Origin of the sequence: Pseudomonas sp. D3-10 (genome assembly GCF_051132175.1) — a bacterium.
In the GTDB taxonomy this organism is placed as follows: domain Bacteria; phylum Pseudomonadota; class Gammaproteobacteria; order Pseudomonadales; family Pseudomonadaceae; genus Aquipseudomonas.
On sequence record NZ_CP071668.1, the window covers coordinates 4,708,364 to 4,735,241 of the forward strand.

Annotated in this window: 24 protein-coding genes; 10 read left to right on the plus strand and 14 right to left on the minus strand. The window is 60.0% G+C overall.

Annotated elements, in window-relative coordinates; genetic code table 11:
* Positions 1–157: 157 nt before the first annotated feature.
* Positions 158–793, plus strand: a complete 636-nt coding sequence (locus tag J3P90_RS21255; RefSeq protein ID WP_434609655.1) for an acyl-homoserine-lactone synthase — start codon at positions 158–160, stop codon at positions 791–793.
* Between the two features lie 16 nt (positions 794–809).
* Here the strand turns inward: J3P90_RS21255 and J3P90_RS21260 are convergent, their stop codons facing one another.
* Together J3P90_RS21260 and J3P90_RS21265 are read right to left on the minus strand one after the other, a co-directional pair.
* Entirely contained in the window at positions 810–1,538 is a 729-nt protein-coding gene (locus J3P90_RS21260) for a helix-turn-helix transcriptional regulator (RefSeq protein ID WP_434609653.1), read from the minus strand.
* 217 nt (positions 1,539–1,755) lie between these two features.
* Positions 1,756–2,394 (minus strand): glutathione S-transferase family protein, encoded by a 639-nt coding sequence (locus tag J3P90_RS21265; protein WP_434628286.1) that lies wholly within the window; start codon positions 2,392–2,394, stop codon positions 1,756–1,758.
* A 95-nt stretch (positions 2,395–2,489) separates the two neighbouring features.
* Between J3P90_RS21265 and J3P90_RS21270 the strand changes: the two genes are divergently transcribed.
* Entirely contained in the window at positions 2,490–3,590 is a 1,101-nt protein-coding gene (locus tag J3P90_RS21270; RefSeq protein WP_434675354.1) for a transketolase-like TK C-terminal-containing protein, read from the plus strand.
* An 11-nt stretch (positions 3,591–3,601) separates the two neighbouring features.
* Here J3P90_RS21270 and J3P90_RS21275 read toward each other — a convergent pair whose 3' ends face one another.
* Positions 3,602–4,054: a MarR family winged helix-turn-helix transcriptional regulator gene (locus J3P90_RS21275; RefSeq protein ID WP_420764117.1), complete on the minus strand. Its 453-nt coding sequence runs from the start codon at positions 4,052–4,054 to the stop codon at positions 3,602–3,604.
* A gap of 174 nt (positions 4,055–4,228) precedes the next feature.
* On the opposite strand from J3P90_RS21275, the gene aceE reads away from it, so the two are divergent.
* Complete coding sequence (gene aceE, locus J3P90_RS21280; RefSeq protein ID WP_434675355.1) at positions 4,229–6,898, plus strand: pyruvate dehydrogenase (acetyl-transferring), homodimeric type; 2,670 nt, start codon at positions 4,229–4,231, stop codon at positions 6,896–6,898.
* A 55-nt stretch (positions 6,899–6,953) separates the two neighbouring features.
* Here aceE and J3P90_RS21285 read toward each other — a convergent pair whose 3' ends face one another.
* Positions 6,954–7,667 (minus strand): FadR/GntR family transcriptional regulator, encoded by a 714-nt coding sequence (locus J3P90_RS21285; protein WP_434675356.1) that lies wholly within the window; start codon positions 7,665–7,667, stop codon positions 6,954–6,956.
* 96 nt (positions 7,668–7,763) lie between these two features.
* Here J3P90_RS21285 and J3P90_RS21290 point away from each other — a divergent pair, with 96 nt between their 5' ends.
* Positions 7,764–8,507, plus strand: a complete 744-nt coding sequence (locus J3P90_RS21290) for a FadR/GntR family transcriptional regulator (RefSeq protein WP_434609640.1) — start codon at positions 7,764–7,766, stop codon at positions 8,505–8,507.
* Between the two features lie 147 nt (positions 8,508–8,654).
* Here J3P90_RS21290 and J3P90_RS21295 read toward each other — a convergent pair whose 3' ends face one another.
* The 7 genes from J3P90_RS21295 to J3P90_RS21325 all read right to left on the minus strand — a co-directional run bounded on the left by J3P90_RS21295 (position 8,655) and on the right by J3P90_RS21325 (position 15,961).
* A complete protein-coding gene (locus J3P90_RS21295; RefSeq protein ID WP_434609638.1) occupies positions 8,655–9,377 on the minus strand; it encodes an oligogalacturonate-specific porin KdgM family protein in 723 nt (240 codons plus the stop codon).
* A gap of 130 nt (positions 9,378–9,507) precedes the next feature.
* Positions 9,508–10,275, minus strand: coding sequence for an ABC transporter ATP-binding protein (locus tag J3P90_RS21300; protein ID WP_434675357.1), 768 nt, complete (start codon positions 10,273–10,275; stop codon positions 9,508–9,510).
* Between the two features lie 10 nt (positions 10,276–10,285).
* Positions 10,286–11,125, minus strand: a complete 840-nt coding sequence (locus J3P90_RS21305; protein ID WP_434675359.1) for an ABC transporter ATP-binding protein — start codon at positions 11,123–11,125, stop codon at positions 10,286–10,288.
* A 10-nt stretch (positions 11,126–11,135) separates the two neighbouring features.
* Positions 11,136–12,044 carry an ABC transporter permease gene (locus J3P90_RS21310; protein WP_434675360.1) on the minus strand — a complete coding sequence of 303 codons (909 nt, stop codon included), beginning with the start codon at positions 12,042–12,044 and terminating at the stop codon, positions 11,136–11,138.
* A complete protein-coding gene (locus tag J3P90_RS21315) occupies positions 12,044–13,081 on the minus strand; it encodes an ABC transporter permease (protein WP_420764109.1) in 1,038 nt (345 codons plus the stop codon). The genes J3P90_RS21310 and J3P90_RS21315 overlap by 1 nt, the downstream gene beginning before the upstream one ends.
* Positions 13,082–13,114: 33 nt before the next feature.
* Complete coding sequence (locus J3P90_RS21320; RefSeq protein ID WP_434675361.1) at positions 13,115–14,737, minus strand: ABC transporter substrate-binding protein; 1,623 nt, start codon at positions 14,735–14,737, stop codon at positions 13,115–13,117.
* 69 nt (positions 14,738–14,806) lie between these two features.
* A complete protein-coding gene (locus J3P90_RS21325; RefSeq protein ID WP_434609632.1) occupies positions 14,807–15,961 on the minus strand; it encodes a mandelate racemase family protein in 1,155 nt (384 codons plus the stop codon).
* Between the two features lie 265 nt (positions 15,962–16,226).
* Here J3P90_RS21325 and J3P90_RS21330 point away from each other — a divergent pair, with 265 nt between their 5' ends.
* The gene (locus J3P90_RS21330; protein ID WP_420764106.1) at positions 16,227–16,643 is read left to right on the plus strand and encodes a VOC family protein; all 417 of its coding nucleotides are present in this window, start codon (positions 16,227–16,229) and stop codon (positions 16,641–16,643) included.
* Between the two features lie 21 nt (positions 16,644–16,664).
* On the opposite strand, the gene J3P90_RS21335 is transcribed toward J3P90_RS21330, so the two are convergent.
* Positions 16,665–17,036: a PH domain-containing protein gene (locus J3P90_RS21335; protein WP_434675362.1), complete on the minus strand. Its 372-nt coding sequence runs from the start codon at positions 17,034–17,036 to the stop codon at positions 16,665–16,667.
* Between the two features lie 201 nt (positions 17,037–17,237).
* Between J3P90_RS21335 and J3P90_RS21340 the strand changes: the two genes are divergently transcribed.
* The 5 genes from J3P90_RS21340 (at position 17,238) to J3P90_RS21360 (ending at position 23,352) form a co-directional block, all read left to right on the plus strand.
* Positions 17,238–18,233 (plus strand): TRAP transporter substrate-binding protein, encoded by a 996-nt coding sequence (locus J3P90_RS21340; protein ID WP_434675363.1) that lies wholly within the window; start codon positions 17,238–17,240, stop codon positions 18,231–18,233.
* 125 nt (positions 18,234–18,358) lie between these two features.
* Positions 18,359–19,354: a C4-dicarboxylate TRAP substrate-binding protein DctP gene (gene dctP / locus J3P90_RS21345; protein ID WP_434609626.1), complete on the plus strand. Its 996-nt coding sequence runs from the start codon at positions 18,359–18,361 to the stop codon at positions 19,352–19,354.
* A 66-nt stretch (positions 19,355–19,420) separates the two neighbouring features.
* Positions 19,421–20,053: a TRAP transporter small permease gene (locus tag J3P90_RS21350; protein ID WP_420764103.1), complete on the plus strand. Its 633-nt coding sequence runs from the start codon at positions 19,421–19,423 to the stop codon at positions 20,051–20,053.
* Complete coding sequence (gene dctM, locus J3P90_RS21355; RefSeq protein WP_420764102.1) at positions 20,050–21,333, plus strand: C4-dicarboxylate TRAP transporter large permease protein DctM; 1,284 nt, start codon at positions 20,050–20,052, stop codon at positions 21,331–21,333. Before J3P90_RS21350 ends, dctM begins: the two co-directional genes overlap by 4 nt.
* A 111-nt stretch (positions 21,334–21,444) precedes the next feature.
* A complete protein-coding gene (locus J3P90_RS21360) occupies positions 21,445–23,352 on the plus strand; it encodes an alkaline phosphatase D family protein (RefSeq protein ID WP_434675364.1) in 1,908 nt (635 codons plus the stop codon).
* Between the two features lie 88 nt (positions 23,353–23,440).
* On the opposite strand, the gene J3P90_RS21365 is transcribed toward J3P90_RS21360, so the two are convergent.
* Positions 23,441–23,941, minus strand: coding sequence for a methylated-DNA--[protein]-cysteine S-methyltransferase (locus J3P90_RS21365; protein ID WP_434675365.1), 501 nt, complete (start codon positions 23,939–23,941; stop codon positions 23,441–23,443).
* A gap of 171 nt (positions 23,942–24,112) precedes the next feature.
* Positions 24,113–26,845: a LuxR C-terminal-related transcriptional regulator gene (locus tag J3P90_RS21370; protein ID WP_434675366.1), complete on the minus strand. Its 2,733-nt coding sequence runs from the start codon at positions 26,843–26,845 to the stop codon at positions 24,113–24,115.
* Positions 26,846–26,878: the final 33 nt, after the last annotated feature.

The following is a 26,878-nucleotide window of genomic DNA, read 5'->3' on the forward strand; positions in this document are numbered from 1 at the left end:
ATCTATAGTTAGCATTGTTTCATTGTCGAACAACTGTACTTGGGTGCAGCTTGGCATTTGCATTCCTGTATCTAGGTACAGTTGCTTTTCCTGGTTCATGCCGCCATGCTCGGCGCGCACGATAATTCAGCATAAATACCCAAGGACATTGCAGGACATGGACAACGTCAGCTTTCATGCCATCAATTATTCCGATGCCTCAGAAGAGCTATTGAGTGACCTGTACGGTTTGAGAAAAGAAGTTTTTGCGGACCGGCTTGACTGGCGCGTCACGATTCAGCACGGAAGGGAAATTGACGAATATGACAATGCCAATGCAACCTATCTCGTCGGTCTGTGTGCGGGGCAAGCGCTGGCTAGTTTGCGCCTGATCAATACGCTGAACCCTTACATGGTCGAAGGTCCATTCCGAAACTTCTTCAAGTGCGAAGTTCCAAAACACAATTCGATGGCCGAATCCAGTCGTTTCTTTGTGGATAAAACCCGTTCTCGCGCCATGGGTTTGAACCAACTACCGCTTACCGAAATGTTGCTGTTGGCCATGCACGAACATGCCGCCCGGCAGGGCCTGGGTTCGATCATAACGGTGGTCAGCCAAGCCATGTCTCGCATCGTTCTGCGGGCGGGTTGGCACTACGAAGTTCTGGATACTGGCGAAGCTTCACCCGGCGAAAAGGTGTTGCTGCTCAACATGCCAGTGCGCCCCGAAAACGACCGGAGCCTCAGGCAAACCATCGAGTCGAAGCAGCGCCGCGGCGTGGCGCAGGCTTGCAAACAAGGGTTGCCCTGCTAGGGCACCTGCTGTCGGTTCAGACCAGCCCCATGCTGACAGCCTTGTAGACCGCTTGCTTGGCGTTGCAGACGCAGAGCTTGTCCACGATGTTCGCCATATGGAATTTAACGGTGCGCACGGAGATGGCATGGATAGCGGCGATTTCGCTGTAAGCCTTACCCATGACGACCCATTTCAGGACCCCAAGCTCCCTGTCCGACAGCCCGGCTTCGGTCAACTCCGGGAATAATTCGCTCAACGAAAAACAATCAGTCAACCTGCTTTGAAACTGAACGAGCGTCATCTGGATTTCTGCCGCCCTGCGCGTCATGGTCTGCTCGAAATCCTGACGACGCTCGGTATTGCTGATACTCAGTGCAGCAAACAAGCCATTGGCATCGTGCAGGTTGAAAGTGAAGCCGTCCGATATCCGGTATTTTTCCGACGATGCAAAAACCGCCTGCCCTTGACCTGACGTCTTGGATTCAAGCGCTTCATGCCAAAAGAACGGCGCTATGCATTTCATGCCATGTTTAATGACCGGATCGATAAGGTGGAAATTCTCAGCCCTATACACGTCGAGCCAGCGTTTCGGATAATTTGAGAAAATCCTCGGTTTTACTTCACGCCCCTTGTACATGACAAAGTAAGCATAATGACAACCTTCCAACGGCCGCAGGCACTTCTCGAATGTATTCTTGAGTCTTTCATCCAATTCAGACCCGGTATTGATGAAGCGCCGCCCTCTCAAAGCTTGATTGCTCATAAAAACTCCCTTTTTTATGGTTTCGTTGCTTGAGTAGATCCTTGCTGCAGAATGATGAAAAAAGCATTCAATCCAAGTCTCAATTCGTAGTAAAGCCAAATGACCACTACATACTCGACGACCGAATTGAAGCAAGACTCGCCTCCGTTGGGGTAAGCCGTCCTTCTCTTGCGGATCAGGCGGCTCGCTCCAGTTTAGAGTCTGTATGGAACGTGTATCAACTTACCGGCATATCCCGGGATTCGGCGAGCCCGGCTTGCACGGCAGGACGGGACTCAATCGTTTTCAACCAGCGCAGCACATGGGGGAACGCCGTGATATTCAGGTCCAACTCTTCGTAGGTGCGCAACCAGGGAAACGCCGCGATATCGGCAATGGAATATTGCTCGCACGCCAGGTAACTGCGCTCGGCCAACTGCTTATCCACCACCCCATAAAGGCGCAGGGCCTCTCTGCGATAACGTGTTATAGCTTCCTCGTTGCGTGTAGTGCTGCCATGCAGGAACCACCACAGTTGGCCCAACATTGGACCAATGGCCCCGACCTGGAAGAACAGCCATTGTTGGACCGCGAGCCGTTCGGTAGACGCATCGGGTTGCAAAAAACCATGCTTGTGCGACAGGTAATCCAGGATGGCGGCGGATTCAAAAACCGAAACGCCCGCTTGGTGATCAACGATGGCGGGGATTTTCCCGTTCGGATTGATGGCCAGGAATTCCGGCGAGTGTTGTCGGCCTTCCGAGAGGTTGAGTTTCACAATTTCGCAAGCAATCCCTGCCTCCTTCAGGAAAATACTGATTTTTTGTCCGTTAGGCGTATCGGCCGTATACAGCGTGATCGGAACAGCAGCGCTCATGAGGAACTCCATTTCGTATCAATTTAATTGCATTTGCAATCATATTAATCCGTGCAGTAAGGTGCAAGCACGACGGAACGCACGGAGATTGTGGAATGATCGGCTTTTCCAGCTTCAGTAAAACGCCTGAGACCCGCCTCGCCGCACAGGCCTGTATCGATAAGATTCGAACGCTTGCCGATCAGCACGCAGGTGGGTTTTGCTCGCCGCTCTACACCATGATCGATATTGCCAACCGCCTCGAAAGAGATCCGGGAACAGCTCGGAACATTTGGGTGATTCGAGCCAACAAACAGCCTCAAGCCGAAAGCCATCACACCCGCATCAGTGCTTGGCCGTTGCGCATGAGCCCTGCCGCCCGCGCGAGCGAGAAACCGCTGTTGTACCTGACCAGTTCAGCGACATCGGCCGAACTTTGCGCGCTGTCAAACGAATCGGCAAACCGCGGAATACTGTGCAACGACATAGAAACCCTGCCCTCGCGCTGGCCCAAGGGGGCTCATCCCTGGGTGCCGCTCTGGCTGGTGGCCAATCCGCAATGCCTGCCATTCGACCCAGCCAGCGGCGCCGAAGCGCATGCCATTGCCCTGGCCGCTCTGGAGAGCCTTTACGTGGAGGGCAACGATGGTTTTTATTACATGGCGCTTCACGATGAGCCCAATGATTTCCTGGCCCCAATCGGCAATGCCAGCGCGAGCCAGGCGCTCAAGGGAATGTACAAGCTGACCGAAATCGAGACCAATGTTGGCGCCCCTCGGGTTCGCTTGTTGGGCGCGGGGTTGGCGTTGCAATCGGTGGTGAGCGCGGGGCAAATGTTGAGCGACCACTGGGGCATCGCGAGCGAATTGTGGAGCTGCCCCAGCTATACCCGCTTGGCCCGTGACGCGGACAAGGCACAGCGTTGGAATCGCATGCACCCCGGGATGCCAAGACGATCGTCGCATCTGCTCGACTGCCTGGGCCCCTCGGACAGTCCGGTCGTCGCGGTGACGGGTTACGCGCAGCACGTCGCCGAGCAGATCGGCAGCCACATCGGCTCACGGTTCGTGGCCCTCGGCGCCGACTCTATCGGTGCCGCTTGCGCAGCGGTGGATAAACACTGGATCGTGGTGTCGTCGTTGCAGGCCCTGGCTCAGGATGGGCTTATCGACCGAGCGTTGGTCGAGCAGGCGATGAGCCAATACCTGTTGCAATGACCACACATCGCTCATCCCGCTCGCCCACTGGAGCGCGCCGCTTTGGCCGCACGTTCCAATGCTTCGCTGAAGACTCGTTGCTGGTCGTCATCGAACTGCGACAGGAACAATTCGTCCACCGCGCCTTCATAGACCTTCCACATCTTCTTGCGCAGCGCTTTCCCGCTCTCGGTGATGGCCGCGTACGCGCCTCGACCGTCGTCGCTGGCGCGGCTGCGAGTGACCAGGCCCTCAGCCTCCAGGCGGTCGACCAGGCGGGTGAGATTGTAGCGTTCGATGGCCATGACATCGGCCAATTCGCTCATCCGCCGCGCGCCGTCAGGGCCACTTTCCAAGCCCCATAACGCGTCGTACCAAGCATAGGCAGGCAGCCCCTCAGCCGCCAGGCGACGCTCTATTTCGCGGATCAGGCAGCGGTGGGCCCGGACGAATCTGAACCAGGTGTCCGGCTCGTTTGAAGACATGCAGCACCTTTTTGATGAGATCGATTTAGTTGCAATTGTAGCGCGTGGCAGGATAAATTCTCGCTCGTAGTTGCAAATGCAACTACAAAATTCCAGAAGGTTGGCGTCCACCCACGCCCCTTAGTCAGGCACCAAACGACTCGGTGCTGCAGCACTGTCCAGGAGACGACAACGATGGCACAACAATCCATGTTTCTCGACGAGGATCCACAAGAGACTCGCGAATGGCTCGAATCCATTGAGTCGGTGGCAAGCGTCGAAGGGCGCCCTCGCGCTCACTACCTGATCGACCAGATGCTTGATTTCGACGCCAACCGCCACGGCGATTTCTACGGTCGAGTGACGACCCCCTACGTCAATACGATCCCGGTCGACCGCCAGCAGCCCTACCCTGGCGACCTGGCCGTCGAGCGCCGGATCAACGCCTATATCCGTTGGAATGCACTGGCCATGGTGCTGCGCGCCGGCAAACATTCAAACGTGGGCGGGCACATCGCGTCCTATGCATCGGCGGCCGTTTTGTACGACGTCGGCTTCGAGCATTTTTTCCGTGGCCGCACCGAGCAATTCGCTGGCGACATGGTGTACATCCAAGGCCATTCTTCACCCGGCATCTATGGACGCGCCTATCTGGAAGGTCGCCTGAGCGAAGAGCAGCTGGACAACTTCCGCCGCGAGACTGACCGCGACGGTGTCTCGTCCTATCCGCATCCACGGCTGATGCCAGACTTCTGGCAGTTTCCAACGGTCTCCATGGGGCTCGGACCGATCACCGCCGCGTATCAGGCCCGGTTCATGCGCTACCTTGAAGATCGTGGCCTGAAAGAACACCAAGGCCGCAAAGTCTGGGCGTTTCTCGGTGACGGTGAAATGGATCAGCCGGAATCGCTGGCGGCCATTTCCCTGGCGGGCCGGGAGAAGCTCGACAACATCATTTTTGTCGTCAACTGCAACCTGCAACGCCTGGACGGTCCGGTGCGTGGCAACAGCAAGGTGATCCAGGAGTTCGAAAGCCTGTACCGGGCGGCCGGCTGGAATGTCATCAAGGTGATCTGGGGCAGTGGCTGGGATGCCCTGCTGGAAAAGGACAAGAGCGGCCTGCTGCGCCAACGGATGATGGAATGCGTTGACGGCGACTACCAGAACTACAAATCCCAGAACGGCGCCTATGTGCGTGAACACTTCTTCGGCAAGTATCCCCAGTTGCTGGAGCTGGTCAGCGACCTGAGCGACGACGACATCTGGAAGTTGTCTCGCGGTGGCCACGATCCGGAAAAAGTCTACAACGCCTATGCCGCTGCCATGCGCCACACTGGCGGGCCGACAGTCATTCTGGCCAAGACCGTGAAAGGCTTCGGCATGGGCGAAGCGGGTGAAGGCCAGAACATCAATCATCAACTCAAGAAAATGGGCGACGAGGCGGTCAAGGCGTTCCGTGACCGGTTCGCACTGGCGCTCACCGACGACCAGTTGGGTGACATGCCTTATCTCAAACCCGCCGCGGACAGCGTCGAAGCCCTCTACCTGCAAGCCAGGCGGACCCAGTTGGGCGGCTATATCCCGGCGCGTTTCAACGCCGTGGCGCCATTGCAGGTGCCACCCTTATCAGCGCTGGATACACAGCTCAAAGGCACGGGCGAACGGGCGATTTCCACCACCATGGCGTTCGTGCGCATCCTCGGCACGCTGCTCAAGGACCCGAACATCGGCAAGCTGATCGTGCCCATTGTGCCGGACGAATCTCGCACCTTTGGCATGGAAAGCCTGTTCCGCCAGATCGGCATTCACTCCCATGTCGGCCAGTTGTATACCCCACAAGACGCCGGCCAGTTGAGCTACTACAAAGAAGCCCGGGACGGCCAGATCATGCAGGAGGGGCTGAACGAGTCCGGCGGGATATCTTCGTGGATCGCCGCAAGCACGTCCTACAGCACCCATGGCGTGATGACGGTGCCGTTCTACATCTTTTACTCGATGTTCGGCTTCCAGCGCGTTGGCGACCTGGCCTGGGCGGCGGGCGACGCACGCGCTCGCGGCTTCCTGCTCGGGGCGACTTCCGGCAGGACGACGCTCATGGGTGAAGGCCTGCAACACGACGACGGCCATAGCCACGTGCTGTCCTCGACCATCCCGTGTTGCGTATCCTACGACCCGACCTACGCCTACGAACTGGCGGTGATCATCCAGGACGGTATGCGGCGGATGTACGTTGAAAACGAAGACATCTTCTATTACATCACCGTACTGAACGAAAACTACGCCCACCCACCGATGCCCGAAGGTGTCGAGGAAGGCATTCTCAAGGGCATGTACCGCCTCTCGGCGTCGGAAAAACCTGTCGAAGGCAAGCATGTGCAGCTGATGGGTTGCGGTTCGATCCTTCAGGAAGTCGTTGCGGCGGCCCAATTGCTGGAACAGGATTTTGCTGTCAGCAGCGAAGTCTGGAGCGTGACCAGCCTGACCGAACTGCGCCGTGACGGCCAGGAAGCCGAACGCTGGAACCTGCTGCATCCCGAGCACGCGCCGCGCGTCGGTTATGTGGAAAGTTGCCTGCACGACAAACAGGGCCCGGTGGTGGTCGCGACGGACTACATGAAGATTTTCGCCGACCAGATCCGCCCGTTCGTACCCAAGCGCCGCTTCGTGGCCCTGGGCACGGATGGTTTCGGTCAATCGGACACTCGCGAGTCGCTGCGCAGATTCTTTGAGGTGGACCGTCACTTCATCGCCCTCGCGGCGTTGAAGGCCCTGGCCGACGACGGGCAAATCCCAAGGGAAAAAGTCGCTGAGGCGATCACACTTTATGGGATCGATCCGCAAAAGCAGAACCCTGCGAAAGTTTGACCCCACGATCAACCTGTGGGAGCGAGCTCGCTCCCACAGTGGATGGTGATGCAGGTCATTGCGCCTTCAGTTCGACCACACCCCGGACTCGCTCCAACATATTGATCAAATGCAACCGCATCGAAGCCCGTGCTGCTTGCGCATCGTGCCGCGCCAACGCCGCGTAGATCTGCTCCCGCTCGCGCACCACCAGTGCCCGGCTCTGGCCTGTCACCGACGGCCCGGCCTGTTGCACTACCTCAATCAACGTGTTGCCCACATGGGCCATGGCATCGATGAAAAAGCTGTTGCCGGTGCACTGGGCGACCTGCCGATGAAACTCGAAATCGACCCGGGCGCTTTCCTCATCCGTTGGATCAAGCGCATTCGTCGCATCGAGCGCCTCACGCATCGTTAGCAACTGATCCGGCGTGGCGCGTTGCGCAGCGATACCCGCAGCTTCCACTTCCAGGCTCAGGCGCAGTTCGATCACGGCCAGCGCGTCATAAGCGCCACCCTTGACATGTTTGCCGCCCTGGAAATCTCCCGGGCGCGCGGTGTCCACCACGAACGTGCCGATGCCATGTCGGGTTTCCACCAAGCCTTCAGCCTGGAGCCGGGACATGGCTTCACGGACGACGGTCCGACTGACGCCACGCTCCTTGATGATCACCTGTTCCGTTGGCAACTTGCTGCCCGCAGGCAGGTCGCCCGCGAGTATCTGCTGCGTCAGGTCGACCACCAGTTGCTGAGTCATGCTCAGGCGTCGATCGGTTGTGACACGCTCCATTGCACCTATCCATCAAGCCAGACGATCGCGGCATTATAGCCGCGACCTTGCCTCAAAACTCACTATAATGCCCGCTGATCTCACTAGAGCACGCCGATGACGGACCAAGCGTTATCTCCATTGAACAAGCCGCGCCGCCTGGCCGAAACACTGGTCGACCGTTTTGCCCAGCGCATGCGCGACGGCATCCTGAAATGTGGCGAAAAGCTGCCTACCGAAGTGCACATCATGGAAGCCGAAGGCGTCAGCCGTTCGGTGGTGCGCGAGGCATTGTCGCGTTTGCAGGCGGCGGGGTTGGTAGAGACGCGCCATGGCGTCGGCACGTTTGTTCTGGATATGCCGGCACCGGAAGGGTTTACCCTCGGGCCGGCGACGATTGCCACATTGTCCGACGTGCTCAACTTGCTGGAGTTTCGCCTGAGCCTCGAAGTGCAGGCCGCCGGCATGGCCGCCGAACGCGCCACGCCCGAAGCCCTGGCCGAACTGGCCCAGGCGTTGGATGCGTTGTTGCAAGGGCCGGAAAAATCCGGCACCACCATCAACGCCGACTTTCAGTTCCACTTGAAAATCGCCAAGGCGGCCGGCAATTACTACCTGATCGACATCATGAAGCACCTGGGTACGAAGCTGATCCCGCGCACCCGGATGAACTCCGCCTACTCAGGGCAAAGTGATCGCAGCGCCTACCTGCAGGGGATCAATGCCGAGCACCAGCAAATCTTCGATGCCATCGCCAGTCGCAATGTCGATGCGGCGCGGGCGGCCATGTACCTGCATTTGAGCAACAGCCGCATGCGCCTGTGTGAAACCCAACAACGCCAGGCGTTCTACAACGACTAAATGCTTGTAGGCCCCTGTGGCAAGGAAGCTTGCTCCCGCTTGGGCGCGAAGTGCCCACAAAGAAGGACTGCTGCGCAGCCCAGCGGGAGCAAGCTCCCTCGCCACGCAATTCAACTATTGCTCGAATGAGCAGTGCCGCCTCACTACTTAGAAGAAGCTGTATTTAACGCCGACCCGCAACCGCAGTTGTCGATCACTGTCCACCGAGTTGACTTTGATATCACCCACTTCAAAGAACGGCGCCCAGCGTTTATCCCACTGGTATTTAACCACGGCATTCTGCTCATAGTCGTCAGTACCGCCGTTATAGCGAATGTAGTCGGCATCGAAGTAAGTCAATTGATATTCATAGGCCCACGGTCCTTGAGGACCGTAGTTGACATAAACATCGTAACGGTTGACCTTCTGGTCGTCTTGCCCATTGTGCGGAACGTCACGGTCAATCTTGTCGCGGTCCAGCTTGGCTGAATCATAGCGATAGCGACCGGCGATACTCAGCTCTTTGGTTACTCGGTAACCCAGGCGCAGGCCCAACTTGTAGGTGGTGGACTCCTCATCGCTGTCCAGGGCCAACGAAGGCGTCAGCGTCCAGCGATCATTGATCTTATGCTGGTAGTTGACGGTAAATTCATGGCCGCTGCCGACGGTATTGTCGAAGGCGACGTCTTTCCGGTCACCGGCCGTCTTGTATTTGAGTTCACCTTCCAGGCCCACGCCGTTATCCAGCCTGATGCCGAACTTGGCGCGGTCGGCATGCATTCGAGTCTTTTCAGCATATTGATGCCGGACATTGATATAACCGGTATCCGCCTGAGCGACAACCGAGGTGAACAACGAAGCGATCGACAAAACTACGAGGGTCTTTTTCATATTTTTTATTCTTGTAAGTTGAAATCATTAGTTGGGTTGAACGCCAAATCGCAGGCGAGCGCGTACGCGCATTGAAACGTGCGGTTCAACGTGTTCTGCGGTTTAAAACAGGTACAGCGGGTCAGTTACTTCAAACGGCAATAGGTACGCGTTGAATATCGCGACTGGCTTGCACCAACAGGCGCGTGTATTCATGGTCGGCGCCATTGTTCGCGAGCAAGTGACTGTCGATTGTCTCCACTACCCTGCCCTGCTGCATCACCGCCAGCCGATCGCACAAATGCGCAACGACCGCCAAGTCGTGGGTGACCATCAAATAGGTCAGCCCTTCCTGACGACGCAGATCGGCCAACAGATTGAGGATTTCCGCCTGCACCGAGACATCCAGCGCCGAGGTCGGCTCGTCCAACAGCAATACCCGAGGGCGCAGGATCAGCGCACGGGGAATCGCCACGCGTTGGCGCTGGCCGCCGGATAATTGATGCGGGTAACGAAAGCGAAAGCTGTCGTTCAAACCAACCTTGCGCAGGATCTCGCTGACCTTCGGCCCACGCCCGTCGATACCGTGGATACGCAGTGGCTCCTGCAGCGCGGCGTCGATGGTGTAGCGCGGATGCAGCGAGGCGTACGGGTCCTGGAAAACCATCTGCACGGTACGGTAGTGGTCCAGCGGCAGCTTGCGCGTCACTGCCCTGCCGGCGATTTGCAGTTGACCAGTCCAGTGCTGGTATTGTCCGGCCAGGCAACGCAGCACGGTGGTCTTGCCCGAACCGGACTCCCCCACCAGGCCAAACGCCTCACCTTCGCCAACGCTCAGGCCCACGTCGTGCAGTACCGCGTTCAGTGCCGCGCCGGTGCCGAAACTGAGGTTCAGGCCGGTGATTTCGATCATGCTCATGACAGGCTCCTCAAGGATTCAACCAGTGTGGGTCGCGCTGCAACACCGGCAGCGTGGCGCGCGGATGGTCCAGGCTGGGCAATGCGGCCAACAGGCCTTGGGTGTAGGGATGGGTGGCGTTATCCAGGTCGGCGGCGGCAATCGACTCGACCACACGGCCGGCGTACATCACCAGCACGCGGTCGCAGAAATGCCGTACCAGGTTCAAATCGTGGCTGATGAAAATCAGTCCAAGGTCACGCTCGCTGACCAGCTCTTCCAGCACGTTGAGCACCTTCCGGCGCACCGATACGTCCAAGGCCGAGGTGGGTTCGTCGGCGATGATCACCTGGGGATCGGTGATCACCATCATTGCGATCATGATCCGCTGGCCCATGCCGCCCGAGACCTCATGGGGATACAGGTCATAGACCCGCCGAGGATCGCGAATGTGCACCTTGGCGAGCATGTCCAGCGCCCGCTCGCGGGCTCGGCGATGGGGCACTTTGTGATGGGCAAGATAGGCTTCGGCGATTTGCTCGCCAACGCGCACCACCGGGTTCAGTGAATATTTCGGGTCTTGCATGATCATCGACATGCGCGCGCCGCGAATCGCCTGGATCTGCTTTTCGCTCGCGCTCAGCAAGTCGATATCGGCGAAGCGCAGGGTCTTGGCGGTGACCCGCGCCGTCGGCGGATGCAGACGCAAAAGGCTGCGGCCGACGGTGGATTTGCCCGAGCCGGATTCGCCGACAATGGCGAGTTTTTCCCGGCCCAGGTTGAACGACACATCACGCACCGCCAGCGAGGTTTTGCCCGCATTGCGAAACTCCACGCACAAATCCTGTACCGCAAGTTTTATCTCAGTCATGACTTGTTCCTCAGGATTGGCTGCGGGGATCAAGGACGTCGCGCAAGCCGTCGCCCAACAGGTTGAAGGCCAGGCTGACCAGCATGATCGCCGCACCGGGCGCCGCCACCAGCCACCAGCTTTCGAGCATGTAGCGCCGCCCGGTGGAGATCATCGCCCCCCACTCCGGCAAGGGTGCCTGAGCGCCGAGGCCGAGAAAGCCCAGGGCGGCGGCGGTGAGGATGATGCTCGCCATGTTCATGGTCAGGCGGATGATCACTGACGACAGGCACATCGGAATGATGTGGCGCAGGATGATCCGGGGACTCGACGCGCCCTGGAGCTGGACCGCCACGACAAAGTCAGCGTTGCGCAGCGGCAGGGTTTCAGCGCGTGCCAATCGGGCTATCGGCGGCCACGCCGTCAGCGCGATGGCGATCACCGCGTGCTCCAGGCCCGGGCCGAGGGCAGCGATGAAAGCCAGCGCCAACACCAGGCTGGGGAACGAGATGAAGATGTCAGTGATGCGCATGAACATGCTGTCGACCCAACCGCCGAAGTAACCGGAAACCGTGCCGACCAACAGGCCGATAGGGCCGACGATCACCGTCACCAGCAAGACGATGTACAGCGTGATGCGCGAGCCATACACCAGCCGGGCGAACACATCGCGACCGTACTCGTCAGTGCCGAACCAGTGCTCGCTGCTGGGCGCATGCAACGCGCCAGCAAGGTTCTGCGCCAAGGGATCGTGACCGGCGATCCAGGGCGCGAAGGCCGCGACCAGGATCAGGGTCGAGACGACGACCAGGCCGGCGAACGTCATCGGGTTGCGCAGCAGAAATCGCAGCAGCCGGGTGGCGCTGGCGACCAGCGCAGCCGTACTCGAAGCAGGCAGCGCGGCACTGCCGGCTGCGCTGGAAGCAAGGGGCAGGTTCATTAGCGAGTCCTCGGGTCGAAGATCTTGTAGAGCGCATCGCTGATCAGGTTCAGCGTCACGAAGATGAGGCCGATCAACAGAACGCAAGCCATCACCGCGTTCATGTCACCGAGCAACAGACTGCTCGTCAGGTACTGCCCGAAGCCCGGCCAGGCGAACACGGTTTCGATCAGCACCGCGCCTTCGAGCAACCCGCCGTAGGCCAGCGCAACAATGGTCAACAGCTGCACGCGAATGTTGCCGAAGGCATGGCCCCAGACGATCTTGCGTTGGGACAGACCCTTGACCCGGGCCGTGATGATGTACTCCTGGGACAGCTGTTCGAGCATGAAGCTGCGGGTCATGCGACTGATGTAGGCGACCGAGTTGAAACTGAGGATCACCGCCGGCAGCAGGATGTGCCGCAGTGCGCTGCGAAAGGCCTCCCAATCGCCGGACCAAGCCGTGTCGATCAACAACAATCCGGTGTGACTGGGGATCAGCCCGTCATAGGCCAGGCCGATCCGCCCGACGCCGCCGGCCCAACCCAGCCAGGCGTAAAACACCAAAAAAGCCATCATGCCGATCCAGAAAATCGGCGTGGAATAACCGAACAGCGTGATCAGCCGTGCGATATGGTCACCGGCACGGCCCTGATGGGTCGCCGCGTAGACACCCAGCGGCAGGCCCGCCAGCACGCCGAACAGAATGGCCAGGGTCGCCAGTTCCAATGTCGCCGGGAATACTCGGGCGATGTCAGTGATGACTGGGTTGCCCGTCAGCAACGCCATGCCGAAATCACCGTGAACCAGATCGCCGAGATAGATAGCGAACTGGGTCCACAATGGCTTGTCCAGGCCGAGCTCTTTATATACCTGGGCATACGCCGAAGCGTCGGCGTCCGGGCCGACGATGGCCAGCACCGGGTCCAGGGGCATCACGCGCCCGATAAAGAAAGTCAGCAGCAGCAACCCCAGCAGCGTCACCGCCACCGAGCCGCCGCGCCGGGTCGCCGAAACGGCCCGGGTGGTCCAGATTGAAAAGGATGCAGTCGACATATTCATTCCTGCCTTGGCCTGCGGCCGTCGATTTCAGCGCTGCTTGTAGACGTCCCGAAGGCGCGTGGTAGCGGCGGTGTGTCCGATGTAGTTGCGCACGTCAGCGTGGATCACCACCTCATCGACCATCTGCGAGACCGGCATGATTGCCCCGGCCTGCTGGTCATAGAGGGTCTGGACCTGGGCGTACATTTGCCGCTGGCGCTCGGGGTCGCGCTCGCTCTCGGCCTGTTCGATCAACTGGTTGAGCTGCGGGTTGAAGAACGAGGTGCGCCAGCCCTGGAAGTTGCTCAACTTGGCTTCGGTGCGGTTGTCCGGGTTGTACACCAGAGCGCGCAGGCTCGAATGCGGATGGCGCTCAGCCCCGCCACCACCACGCCCCACGAGGATGTCGAACTGTCGGTCGCGCATCGCCCCGTAAATCTGGTTGCCGGTGCCGGTGATGATCGTCGCCTGGATGCCCGCCTGGGCCAGCGTCGCTTGCAGGGTGGTGGCGATGTTGATGAACGGCGGGTCGGTCAGCGAGCGAATGCTCACCTTGAAGCCTTCGGCATGTCCGGCCTCCGCCAGCAGCCGCTTGGCCTTGGCCACGTCCAGGCGATAACCCGGATCGTCCAGGCGCGCCGGCAAGCCCAACTGCATCGGCCGCTGGTTGATCACGCCGTAATGCGGCATCACCACATCGTTGATGCCCTGGTAGTCGATCAACAGACGGATCGCCTGGCGCACGCGGATGTCCTGGAACAGCGGTTGCTGCATGCTCATCGCCACGTAGTACAGCGTTCCGCGGGCGATGCTCTGAATGCGCACCTCGTCGACCTTGCCCAGCGCCTTGATGTCGGTGGCGGCCATGCCGCGCGCTACGTCCAGGTCACCCCGCTCGACCATCAGGCGCAACGCCTGTGACTCGGTCATGTTGCGCATGATCACCCGGCGCAACTTCGGCGCGCCGCGCCAATAGTCGTCATTGCGACTCATCAGGATCACATCGTTGGCCCGCCATATGTCGAGCTTGAATGCGCCTGACCCGGCCGTATGCGTAGCCAGCCAGGCCGCGCCCTGATCGTCACCGACCTGATGCTGCAAGGCCACCGAGCGGTCGACGATGAAGGCACTGGGCGAAGTTGCCAAGGTATTGAGCACCAGCAGCGGATCGGTGCTGCGCGCCAGCTCCATGACAAAGGTGTGCGGCCCTTCTGCCCGCATCAGTTTGACGACATTTTCGGCTGTGAAACCGTAAGCTTTCCAAGTCGAAGCCAAGGCGCGGTTGAGGATGACAACGCGCTGCAAGGACCAGGCGACATCCTGCGCAGTGAGCGGAGCGCCGGAGTGAAAGCGTACGTCGTCGCGCAATTGAAACGTCAGGCGCATCCGGTCCGGGCTGATTTCCCAGCTTTTGGCCAGGGCCGGAACCAGCGTGTCCGGCTGCGCCGCGTCTTGCTCCAGGAGCATGTCGTAGACGTTGGCGTTGACCTCGGCAACCTCCAGGCCCGTCGCGGCGGCCGGGTCCAGGGACAGCAGGTTGATCATGCTCATGCCCACCACCAATTGGTCGGCGGGCGTTTCGCCTTTGGCCAGGCTGACGGGCACCTGCACTGTGCACAGCGCCACGATGACACACAGCAGCCTGGACAGGCGCTTGGGCCAGAATTTCATGGTTCAGTCCTTTTTTATATTTATATAGACTTGCCGTCCGGGCCATTCAGCCTCGGACGCAGTGCGCCATCAATGTCGGGATAATGTGTTGGCTTCGATATAGGCGAAGTTGATGTCCTCGCCCAACCCCGGCCGATCAGACAGGTGCACATAACCGTCGGCGTCCATCGGATCGACGATGCTGTTGAGATGCGCCGGCACTTGCTCGTAATCGAGGAACGGGTGCAGCAGGCCACGCTCGTACCAACGACAATTGCTGATCGCCCCCACCACGGCGAGGTTCGCCGCGCCGTTGCCGTGGACTTCGCAATCCATGCCGAACGACTCGGCCAGGTGCGCCACTTTCAGGCAGGGCCCGATGCCGCCGACGCCGGCCACGCCGGCGCGCAGGATGTCACAGGATTTGTGCGTGACCCAACTGGCGCGGCTGTGGAATTTGCCGGCGATGCTTTCGGGGCCCAGCACCGGAATATCCAGGTTGGCCGCCAGCCAGGCGTAGGACTCGGCGGAGTCTTCCATCATCGGCTCTTCGAACCAGGCGAAATTCAACTTTTCCAGGGCCTTGCCGATGGTCAGCGCGTCCATGCGGCTGTACCAGTGGTAGCCGTCGAGCATCAGCGCGATGTCCGGGCCAACCGCTTCGCGCACGGCGGCGCAGGCCTGGATATCCATTTGCGGATTTGGCGCGAAGGAAATCGGCGGCATCCAGGTGTGCAGCTTGATTGCCTTGTAGCCGCGCTCGACGAGCTTTTCGGCAAACTGGCCGTACTCATCCGGCGTCGATAGACCGCCCGGCAGATCATCGCCGCACATCGTCGAGCCGTAGGCCAGGACTTTGTCGCGGTAACCGCCGATGAGCTTGTGCACCGGCAGCTTCAGCTTGCGCCCGGCCAGATCCCACAAGGCTTGTTCCACCAGGGCCAGCGCCCGGTCGGTGAACTGCCCTGCGCTACCGCGCTGCCAATGCGCCAGGTCCTGCCAGATGCGCTCACGGTCCATCGGGTCGCGACCGATCAGCACCTTGCGCACGTAGGATTCGATGATGTGCGGTCGAATCAATTCAGGCGTACCGAACGCATAACCCTCCGATCCATCGTCGCAGCTGATCCGCAGCAGGGCCATCTTGATCATGACTTCGTCGCCGGGATGAGCGTGGCCGGCGCTGTCCTGGGCGCGACGCGACGGAGTGGAAAATATTTCGACGTGAACGCCTGTGATTCTCATAGGGAGGGCACCGTGTTGTTATTTATATTTGTATGTCGTCATACAACATGTCCGATTATTTGAGCACCTTAGCCGACCTGTCAACCCATCAAATCAACGAAAAAAGAGATTTATCTTGTCAGGACAGCTTTTTACAACCATGACATCTTAAGAAGTCGTCATACCACAAACCACTTCCTCGCCACGAATCAGCCCGTGCCCGTTGCGGGAATCATTGGCTACAGTGACTGGACTCATTGGCGCCAGAACTCATGCGGAGGCCGACATGAAGAACTTCAGCATCGAGCGCATCGACCACATCGTCTTGCGCGTGAAAGACATCGAACGCAGCCTCGCCTTCTACACATCGGTATTGGGTTGCGAGCTCAGGAAACGTCGGGACGAGCTGGGACTGATCCACCTCGGCGCCGGTGCATCGATGATCGATCTGGTGGACGTCGACGGGCCACTTGGCCGTCAGGGTGGCGAAGCAGCCGGCGAACACGGCCATAACGTCGACCATTTCTGCCTGCGCATCGAACCGTTCGACGAACCAGCGCTGCTCGCTCATCTACACGCAGCCGGCCTGGAGGTCGAGAAAGCTCAAATGCGCTTCGGGGCGGAGGGTAAGGGCTTATCGATCTACTGCTGCGATCCGGATGGCAACCAGATCGAGTTGAAGGGGCCGTCGCTGGAGCCCTGAGCTCCAGCCGGCCTGCTGGGATCAGGCCAAGAGGTGCCTGGAGATGACCTTGGAGATTTCAACGATACCGGTCTTGCCGGTGAATTCGAACTTCACTTTGCCCAGGGACGAAAAGTAAATCTCCAGTTCAGAATCCAGGTCGAAGGTGCCGCAGGTTTCCACCGAGTACGCGACGATGTTTTTATAGGGCAGCGAAGTGAAGTCCTTTTTGCTGCCGGTGATGCCCTGCACGTTCACGGCAATGATGCGTTTGTTGGTAAAGACCACCCCATCGCGCATGGACTTGTAGGCGTCGATGACTTGTTCGCCGTCCAGCAAGAGGGCTGTGACGCGTTCGGCGTACTCATCGTTTTGCTTGAGCTTGAAGAAACCTTTGTTGTTGAAATCGATCATGGAGCGAAGTCCTTGCTGGTATTTGAGAACATCCTGCTTGCTTGATTCTGAAGGCCAGTCCCGGCAGGTGCCAAGCGATTTTACCCACCACGCCAAAACAGCCCGGCGGCCCGCATTTTATCTCCTAGACTTGCCATTGTTTGCTGTTCGCAGGGGCATCGAAGGTGTCCGTACGATAAACATAATTCCAAGAGATCCGCCATGCTCAAATCCTTGTGGAAAGCGCTCGCCTGTACATTGGTCATTACCGCATCGGGCGCCGCCATGGCAGCCGATCCCATCGTCATCAAGTTCTCCCACGTAGTCGCCGAGCAGACGCCGAAGGGCCAAGGCGCGCTGATGTTCAAGAAACTGGCGGAAGAACGCTTGGCGGGCAAGGTGAAGGTCGAGGTTTACCCCAACTCCACGCTGTTGGGCGATGACAAGGAGATGGAAGGCTTGCTGCTGGGAGACGTGCAGATCATTGCCAGGTCACTGGCGAAGTTCGAGCAGTACACCCGCAAAGTCCAACTGTTCGACCTGCCGTTTCTGTTCGATGACATCGCGGCGGTAGATCGCTTCCAACAAAGCCCCCAGGGCCAGCAATTGCTCAAGTCCATGGAGAGCAAGAACATCACTGGCCTGGCCTATTGGCACAACGGCATGAAACAGCTCTCGGCGAACAAACCGCTGCGCATGCCCAGCGATGCGCAGGGCCTGGTGTTTCGTGTGCAGACCTCCGCCGTGCTGGAGGAGCAGTTCAAGGCGGTAGGCGCCAAAGGGCAACCGATGATTTTCTCGGTGGTGTATCAGGCCCTGCGCGCGGGTGTGGTCAATGGCGCGGAGAACCCCTATTCGAACTTTTACAACCAGAAACTGAACGAGGTGCAGAAGTACGTCACCGAGACGGACCACGGCATTCTCGACTACATGCTCATTACCACGTCCGATTTCTGGAACGGCCTGCCGGCGGACATTCGCCTCGAACTGGACAAGATCGTGGTCGAGGCAACCGCCCATGCCAACAAAGAGGCGCAGCGACTGAACCAGCACGACAAGGAACGGGTTTTGGCCGCCAAGACCACCGAAATCACTACCCTCACGGCGGACGAGCGCAACGCATGGCGCGACAAGATGAAGCCCGTTTGGGCGAAGTTTGAAGCAGATATCGGCCCGGACCTGATCAAGGCTGCCGAAGCGTCCAACAAGACGCAGTAAAGCCGTGCACTTGATGTCACAATGCCCCGGCAAGCTAATTTCTGCCTAGACTTGCAACTGTCCCACCGTGCGTTGTGTTTTGAATGAGCCCGCACGGGCGAAACTAAAAATAAAAGGAAACCCCAATGTTTAAACCTATGTGGAAAGCACTCGTCTGCACGCTGGCTCTCAGCGCGCTGAGCACCGCCATGGCGGCTGATCCGGTGGTCATCAAGTTCTCGCACGTGGTGGCTGAACAAACGCCAAAGGGCCAGGGCGCGCTGCTGTTCAAGAAGTTGGTGGAAGAACGCCTGCCAGGCAAAGTCAAAGTCGAGGTGTACCCTAACTCCTCGCTGTTCGGCGACGGCAAGGAAATGGAAGCCCTGCTGTTGGGCGACGTGCAGATGATCGCCCCGTCCCTGGCCAAGTTCGAGCAGTACACCAAGACAGTGCAGTTGTTTGACCTGCCCTTTCTGTTCGATGACATCTCCGCCGTGGACCGCTTCCAGCTGAGCCCAGAGGGCCAGAAACTGCTCAAGTCCATGGAAAGCAAGAACATCACCGGCCTGGCCTATTGGCACAACGGCATGAAGCAATTGTCCGCCAACAAGCCACTGCGCGAACCCAAGGACGCCCGTGGCCTGAAGTTCCGCGTTCAGGCGTCGGCTGTACTGGAAGAACAGTTCAAGGCGGTGAACGCCAACCCGCGCAAGATGAGCTTCGCCGAGGTGTACCAAGGCCTGCAGACTGGCGTGGTCAACGGTGCGGAAAACCCGTACTCGAACATCTACAGCCAGAAAATGCATGAAGTTCAGAAGTACATCACCGAGTCCAACCACGGCTTGCTCGACTACATGCTGATCACCAACACCAAGTTCTGGAACGGCCTGGACCCAGACGTTCGTACCGAACTGGACAAGATCGTGGTGGAAGTTACCAAGCACGTGAACAAAGAAGCCGAGCAACTGAACCAGAAAGACAAGCAGAACATTATCAACGCCAAGACCACCGAGATCATTACGCTCACCCCTGAACAGCGCAACGAATGGCGCGAGAAGATGAAACCGGTGTGGAAGAAGTTCGAAGGTGACATCGGTGCCGACCTGATCAAGGCCGCCGAAGCCTCCAACAAGGCTCAGTAATGGGTTGGCCGGCGCTGCCGTCATGGCAGCGCCGACCTGTCGTCCTCCCTGCAGGAGATGCCATCCATGAACGCCCTTCGGCGCACTTGGGAACATTTCGAGGAAGCTTTCATTGCCTTCCTTTTGGCCGCCATGACGTTGGTCACCTTCGTCTACGTGGTCCTCAACAACCTTTATGCGGTGTTCTACAGCCTTGGCGACAACTGGCCGGCCGCCAGCGAGCCCATGTTCGCCATCGGTGACGGCATCATGGGCATGGCCCAGGCCATGACCTGGAGCAGCTCCTTGACCAAGGCGCTGTTCGGCTGGTTGATTTTCTTCGGCTTGTCCTACGGCGTGCGCACCGCCGGGCACATCGGTGTCGATGCGCTGGTGAAACTGGCGAGCAAACCGGTGCAACGCTACATCGGCGTGATCGCCTGCCTGTGCTGCCTGGGTTATGCCGGGTTGCTCGCGGTGGCGAGTTTCGAGTGGATCAATACCTTGATGATTGCCGAGATCGGCGCCGAAGACCTCGGCCACTTCGGCATCATGCAATGGCATATCGGGCTGATCGTGCCCGTAGGATTCGCGTTGGTATTCATCCGCTTTGCGGAAATTCTCGTACGCATCCTGATGAATCGTCAGACAGGCCTGGGCCTGGCCGATGAAGCGGCGGAAGCGATCAAACTGACCGATATCGAGGAAGACAAGCCATGACCATTGCCTTCCTGTTCCTCGCGCTGTTCGTGCTGATGTTTATCGGCGTGCCGATCGCGATTTCCCTGGGCCTGGCCGGATCGCTGACGATCATTTTCTTCAGCCCCGACTCGGTACGTTCCCTGGCGATCAAGCTGTTCGAAACCAGCGAACACTACACCCTGCTGGCGATTCCGTTCTTCCTGCTGGCCGGTGCGTTCATGACCACGGGCGGCGTGGCGCGACGGCTGATCGACTTTGCCAACGCCTGCGTCGGCCACATCCGTGGCGGCCTGGCGATTGCGGCGGTGCTGGCGTGCATGCTGTTTGCCGCCTTGTCCGGCTCCAGCCCCGCGACGGTGGCGGCGGTGGGTTCCATTGCCATCGCCGGCATGGTGCGTTCGGGTTATCCGCAGGCATTTGGCGCGGGTATTGTCTGTAACGCGGGCACCCTGGGCATCTTGATCCCGCCGTCGATCGTCATGGTGGTGTACGCCGCCGCGACCGAAACCTCGGTGGGCAAGTTGTTCATGGCCGGTGTGATACCGGGCCTGCTGCTTGGGACCGCCTTGATGGTGGTGATCTACATTGTCGCGGTGAAGAAAAACCTGCCGGCCATGCCCAGGGCAACCTTGCGTGAATGGCTGACGGCAGCGCGCAAGGCAGGCTGGGGCCTGCTGCTCATGGTGATCATCCTCGGCGGGATATATTCGGGGATGTTCACACCCACCGAAGCAGCAGCCGTGGCGGCGGTCTACTCAGCGTTTATCGCACTGTTCGTCTACAAGGACCTGACGTTCCGCGAAACGCCCAAGGTGCTGTTGGAGTCGGCCAAGTTGAGCATCATGCTGATGTTCATCATCGCCAACGCCATGCTCTTCGCCCACGTGCTGACCACCGAGCAACTGCCGCAGCAGATCACTGCGTGGGTGATCGAAGCCGGGCTGACGCCGGTGACCTTCCTGCTGGTGGTGAACATCGTGCTGCTGATTGCCGGTGCGTTCATGGAGCCGTCGGCGATCATCCTGATCCTGGCGCCGATCCTGTTCCCCATCGCCATGAAACTGGGCATCGACCCGATCCACCTGGGCATCATCATGGTGGTGAACCTGGAGATCGGCCTGATCACACCGCCGGTGGGGCTGAACCTGTTCGTCACCTCGGCGGTAACCGGCATGTCGTTGACAGCGACCATCCGCGCGGCCATGCCGTGGCTGATGATCCTGCTGGCGTTCCTGGTGCTGATTACTTATGTGCCATGGATCTCGTTGGCATTGCCGAACTGGCTGGGCATGAGCTAAGTCTTGTGGCGAGGGAGCTTGCTCCCTCGCCACACCAGTGCAGCCTCCACAGCCCTCGGGCACATTGCGTTATGATCCTCGCTTTCCTTTGAAAGCAGAGCTTTTCCACGCATGTTGCCGTCCTCTTCCGACACCTCTTGCACCCTGCCCTCCGTCCTTGTAGGCCCGCTGCTGCGGCGGCTGGAGCCCCGGCGGCTGGTGATGTGGCTGGTGGGCTCGCGGCCGTTGGCGTTGACCTTGCGGCTGGACGGCGCAGCCGATCTGCAACTCGACGCCCTGCATTGCACGGTGGTGCCGGTGGGCCGCCACGCGTTTGTGCATTTGATCGATGTGCAACTCGATACCGCCCTGCCGCTGGACGCGGCGATTGACTATGACCTGCTGGTGGACGGTGCCGGCATCGCCGAATGGGCGCCGCATCTGGTGTATGGCGATGCACGGTGTCCAAGTTTCATGGTGCATTCGCGCATCGACCAACTGGTCCACGGCTCCTGCCGCAAACCCCATTTCCCCGCCAACGACGGATTGCTCTGCGTCGACCGGTTGTTGGCGCAATCCCCCGAACAACGGCCGGCGCTGCTGATGATGAGCGGCGACCAGGTGTATGCCGATGATGTGGCGGGCCCGATGCTGCGGGCGATCCATGCCTTGATCGAGCGCCTTGGGCTGTTTGAAGAGTGCCTTGAAGGCGCGGTGGTGCAAGACAGCGCCAAGCTTTACCAACACCCGGCCAGTTACTACCACCGCGCCGATCTGCTGCCGGCACTGGAAAGCAACGAAACCCTGCGGGAACGATTTTTCGGCGGGGCGCGCAAGCCGATCTTTACCAGCAGCAGCGCCGATAATCACTTGGTGACCTTCGCTGAAGTCATGGCGATGTATTTGCTGGTGTGGTCACCCGTGCCGTGGACGCTGATCGATCCGCAACCGCCGGAACTGACCGTCGATCGGCGCCAGCGCTACGAGCTGGAACACCAACGGATCGAGGCCTTCAAGACCGGGCTGGACGGCGTGGCGCGGGTATTTGCTCACCTGTCCTGCCTGATGATCTTCGATGATCACGACATCACGGACGACTGGAACCTGTCCGCCCAATGGGAAGAAACCGCCTACGGTCATCCCTTCTCCAAGCGCATCATCGGCAATGCATTGATCGCCTACATGCTCTGCCAGGGCTGGGGCAACAACCCGGATGCCTTTGGTGAGGTCATCCAGCAAACCGTGGCCTTGAGCGGAACCGCCCAGGACCGCTACATCGACAGCGCCCCCCAGGATGCGTTGATCGATAGATTGCTCAGTTTCCAACAATGGCATTACGTGTTGCCGACGACCCCGGCGCTGGTGGTCCTCGACACCCGTACTCGCCGTTGGCGCAGCGAGAACAGTCTCAAGCAGCCGTCGGGCCTGCTGGATTGGGAGGCCCTGAGCGAACTGCAACAAGAATTGCTCGACCACCCTTCGGCGATCATCGTCTCGCCGGCGCCGATTTTTGGCGTCAAGCTGATCGAGACCGTACAACGGGTGTTCAGCTGGTGCGGCTACCCGCTGCTGGTGGACGCGGAGAACTGGATGGCCCACCGTGGCGCGGCCCAGGTGATCCTGAATATCTTCCGACACTCGCGCACACCGGGCAGCTACGTGGTGCTGTCCGGCGACGTGCATTATTCGTTCGTCTACGAGGTATTGATCCCACATCGCAAGGGTGGCCCGCGCGTCTGGCAGATCACCAGCAGCGGCATCAAGAATGAATTTCCGCCGGCGTTGCTGGAGTGGTTCGACCGCCTGAACCGCTGGCTCTATTCACCCCGTTCGCCGTTGAACTGGTTCACCAAGCGCCGCAGCATGCGCATCGTTCCCCATGTCCCGGAACACGCCGAGGCCGGGGAACGGTTATGGAACTCGGCCGGGATCGGCCAGGTATTTTTCAACGAACAGGGGCAACCGGCGCGAATCTATCAACACAATGCCGATGGCAAGCCGCCAACGCGCATGCTGTCGCCAAAAAACCCAATGAGCTGATCACTTGCTGTCAGAGGTCATCAACGCCTATGCAACTGAACGACCGCTTTCGCGAGCAAGCTCGCTCCCACAGGGGGGTTGGGCCAGGTCAGAATGCCAATTGCAGGCTCTGCTGGCCTTCAAGGCTGAGCAAATACTGTTTGGCGGCGAGGCCGCCGGCGAAACCGGTGAGGCTGCCTGATGTACCGATGACCCGATGACACGGGGCGATGATCGAGATCGGATTGCGGCCGTTGGCCGCCCCTACCGCCCGGGTCGCGGTCGGTTGGCCGATCTGGATGGCGATGTCGCGATAACTGCGGGTTTCGCCGAACGGGATGGTCAGCAACGCCTGCCAGACCCGCACCTGGAAGTAAGTGCCGGCGAAGTCCAGTGCCAGCTCGAACTGGCGGCGCTGACCGGCGAAATATTCAAGCAACTGGCGCTCGGCCTCCTTGAGGGTCGGGTGATCGCTGTCGAGCTCCAGCGGTCCGAGGCGCACCCGGTTGAGCCGTTCGTTTTCCCACAGGATGGCTGCCAGCTTGGCGTCGCGAGCAACGAGGATCAGCTCGCCGACCGGGGATGGGATGGTTTTGTACAACGGCAACATTCGAGTGATTCCTTGGCTCAAACCCAATAGGTGCTTGTGGCGAGGGAGCTTGCTCCCGCTGGCATGAAGCAGCCCCATGCAAAGCCTGATACACCGCGGCGCTTGATGTTGGGGTCCGCTTCGCAACCCAGCGGGAGCAAGCTCCCTCGCCACAGGTTTCTCACAGCATCGTCATCCCAACAATCCCAACGCCTTGGCCCGAGCCACGGCCTGGGTGCGGCGCTCGACGCCGAGCTTGCTGTTGATATGGCTGGCGTGGGTCTTCACCGTGTGCAGCGAGATGAACAGTTGCTCGCTGATCTCCTGATTGGAACATCCCTGGGCAATCAGTTGCAGCACCGCTCGCTCCCGGCTGCTGAGGGTCTCCACCGATGGCGCGGCCTCGACAGGCAGTACCGTCGACGGTAAACGATCGAGCAACTGTTGACGCAACTCGCTGTGCGGAGCTTGCAGCAGTTGCTCACGCAACCATTCGGGACGCTCCTTGAACAACCATTCAAATGGCTGCAGCGCCCCCCCGATGGCGGCTTCGAAAGCCTCGGCCAATGTGCCGCGCGCATCGGGTTCGCGGCCCACGCTCAGCAGCAAGGCGACTTTCTGGTTGAGCACCATCACGGCGAGCATCTGCCGTCCGGTTTGCTGGGCGTGCTGGAGCAACGCATCGAGCCGCCCTTCAGCCTGCATCGGCTGGCCGCGGATGGACTCCAGCAGGGCTTGTTGCAGCTCGACATGCAGCGGCAGTTGCGGATGGAATTCCGGTGGCGCGGCGGCCCGTTCGCCGGTATAGGTCTGCCCCAGCCGCGCCAGCCAGGCTTCGGCCAGTTCAGTGCGACCCTGGGCCAACCAGAGCTCGCATTTCACAAGGGTGATCATCGCCAGGTAGTACACCGGCGGAACATCCCAGATATGCATCAGGCGCTCGGCTTCGGCCAGTTCGGCAAAGGCTCGGGCAAATTCGCCCGCGTGGCCTTCGACGCGGGCGATCACGCAATGGCCGATCAACACGCTGATATCCCGGCAGGCACGGGCTTCAGTGAGGCCTGCCTGCAACCGCGCCAACCCGGCCGTGGATTGCATGCGCAGCGTCAACAGGAAACCTTCGTACAGGACCAGTCGCGCGCGCACCGCATACAACCGTTGAGGCGAGAGCGCGTGCAAGCGCTGCAAGCCCTGTTTCACCTCATCGAGCGCCCTCAGGATTTCCCCTCGGGCCTGCAACACCCGGGCGCGATCGTAATGGGCCAAAGCCTCGAAGAGTGGGTTGCCGACCCGCTGCGCCAGTTCCAGGGAATCGCGGTTCAGCGCCCGGGCGCGCCACAGGTCGCCGTCGGCAATCGCCAGGTTCGACAAGGTGGACAAGCACATCAGGCGTTGTCCGTAACGTTTTTGCGGCAGGCTTTCCAGGGCTTCGGTGCAATAGCGAAGGGTGGCCTGGCGATCGCCACGGCCACGGGCGACGATGCCGCTCAGGGCCAGCCACTGGGCGAGCATGGATTTATGCGCGGTGGCCGACGGGGCCGGCAGGAAGCGGCTCAAATGAGCGGCCAGCTCCTGCGCGGCATCGAGTTGGCAGGCCAGGCCCAAGGCCCAGCTGTAGAGCACGATCAAGCGCGGCGTGCTGATGAGCAGGCTGTCGGGCAGGTCCATTTTCCAGCGCAGCAACATACCGACATTCTGTTCGGCCAGCAGTTGTTCCTCCGAAAGGTTTTGCACCAGGTTTGCCGCCACGTCCAGATGCCCGGCGCGCAGCGCCTGCTCCACGGCTTCATCGATCAGGCCTTGGGCGTTGAACCAGCGACAGGCGCGCAGGTGCAACGTTGCGCCCGGCACCATGGCTTGCGCGCTGGGCCGACTGCGCAACAGATCGGAAAACAGGTGATGGAAGCGATACCAGCGCCCGTGCTCGTCCAGCGGCACGAGGAAAACCTGATGGGCCGCCAGGTATTGGAGAATTTCCTGGCTGTCGTGGGCGTCGCGCACCGCATCGCACAGCTCGCTGCAAAAGCGTTCCTGCGGGGCGATGTCGTAGAGAAACGCTTGCACCTCGGCGGGCAGGCAATCGATGACTTCTTCCAGCAGATAGTCACGGATCAGCCCTTCCCCCCCGTGCAGGGCTTGGGGCAATCGCCCCTCGCTGCCGGCCTCGGAAGCAGCCAGCAGCCAGAAACGCAGCCCGGCGACCCAGCCTTCGCTGCGCTGGATCAGGTTTTCCAAGGCTTCCCCACGCAGTGAACTGCTGTGGTGCTGAAGCAGCGTCAGCGCTTCGTCGTGGGTCAGGCGCAGGTCCTGCTCGTTGAGCTCGAGCAACTGGCGCGACAGGCGCAAACGCGCCAGATGCCAGTCCGGCCGCTGGCGACTGGTCACCAGCACCAGCAACCCATCGGGCAAGTGGTTGAGGAAAAACTGCAAGCAGCGATCCAGCACCGGACTCTGGGCGAGATGGTAGTCATCGAGCACCAGCAGCAAGGGCGCCCGTGGCGATAGATGCCCGGACAGCTCGTCCAGCAGGCCGTCCAGCCATTCCTCGAAAGCAAAGGGCTGGTGGCGCTGGCGCATCTTCAACAGGCCCAACGCCTGGCCGCCCAACTGGGGGAAAAACGCCTGGAGCCCTTCAAGCAACCGCTCCAGGAAACGCCCCGGATCGTTGTCCCTGGCACTGAGCCCCAACCAGAGGCTGTGCCAATGCGTCGGCAAACCCTGGCAAAACTCCACCGCCAACGAGCTCTTGCCGAACCCCGCCGGGGCGCTCACCAACAGCAACCGGCCACCGAGCCCAGCGCTCAGGCGCTCGCACAACCGCGGCCGCACGACGTGCCCATCGGGCAAAGGGGGGCGATAAAAGCGCCCTTCCTGTACCGCGAAGGCTGCGCGGGAAGAATCCGGGAGTGAAGACAGATCAGTCATGGCCGGCTCTTGTTGGGATGCGGGTGGCGGCGT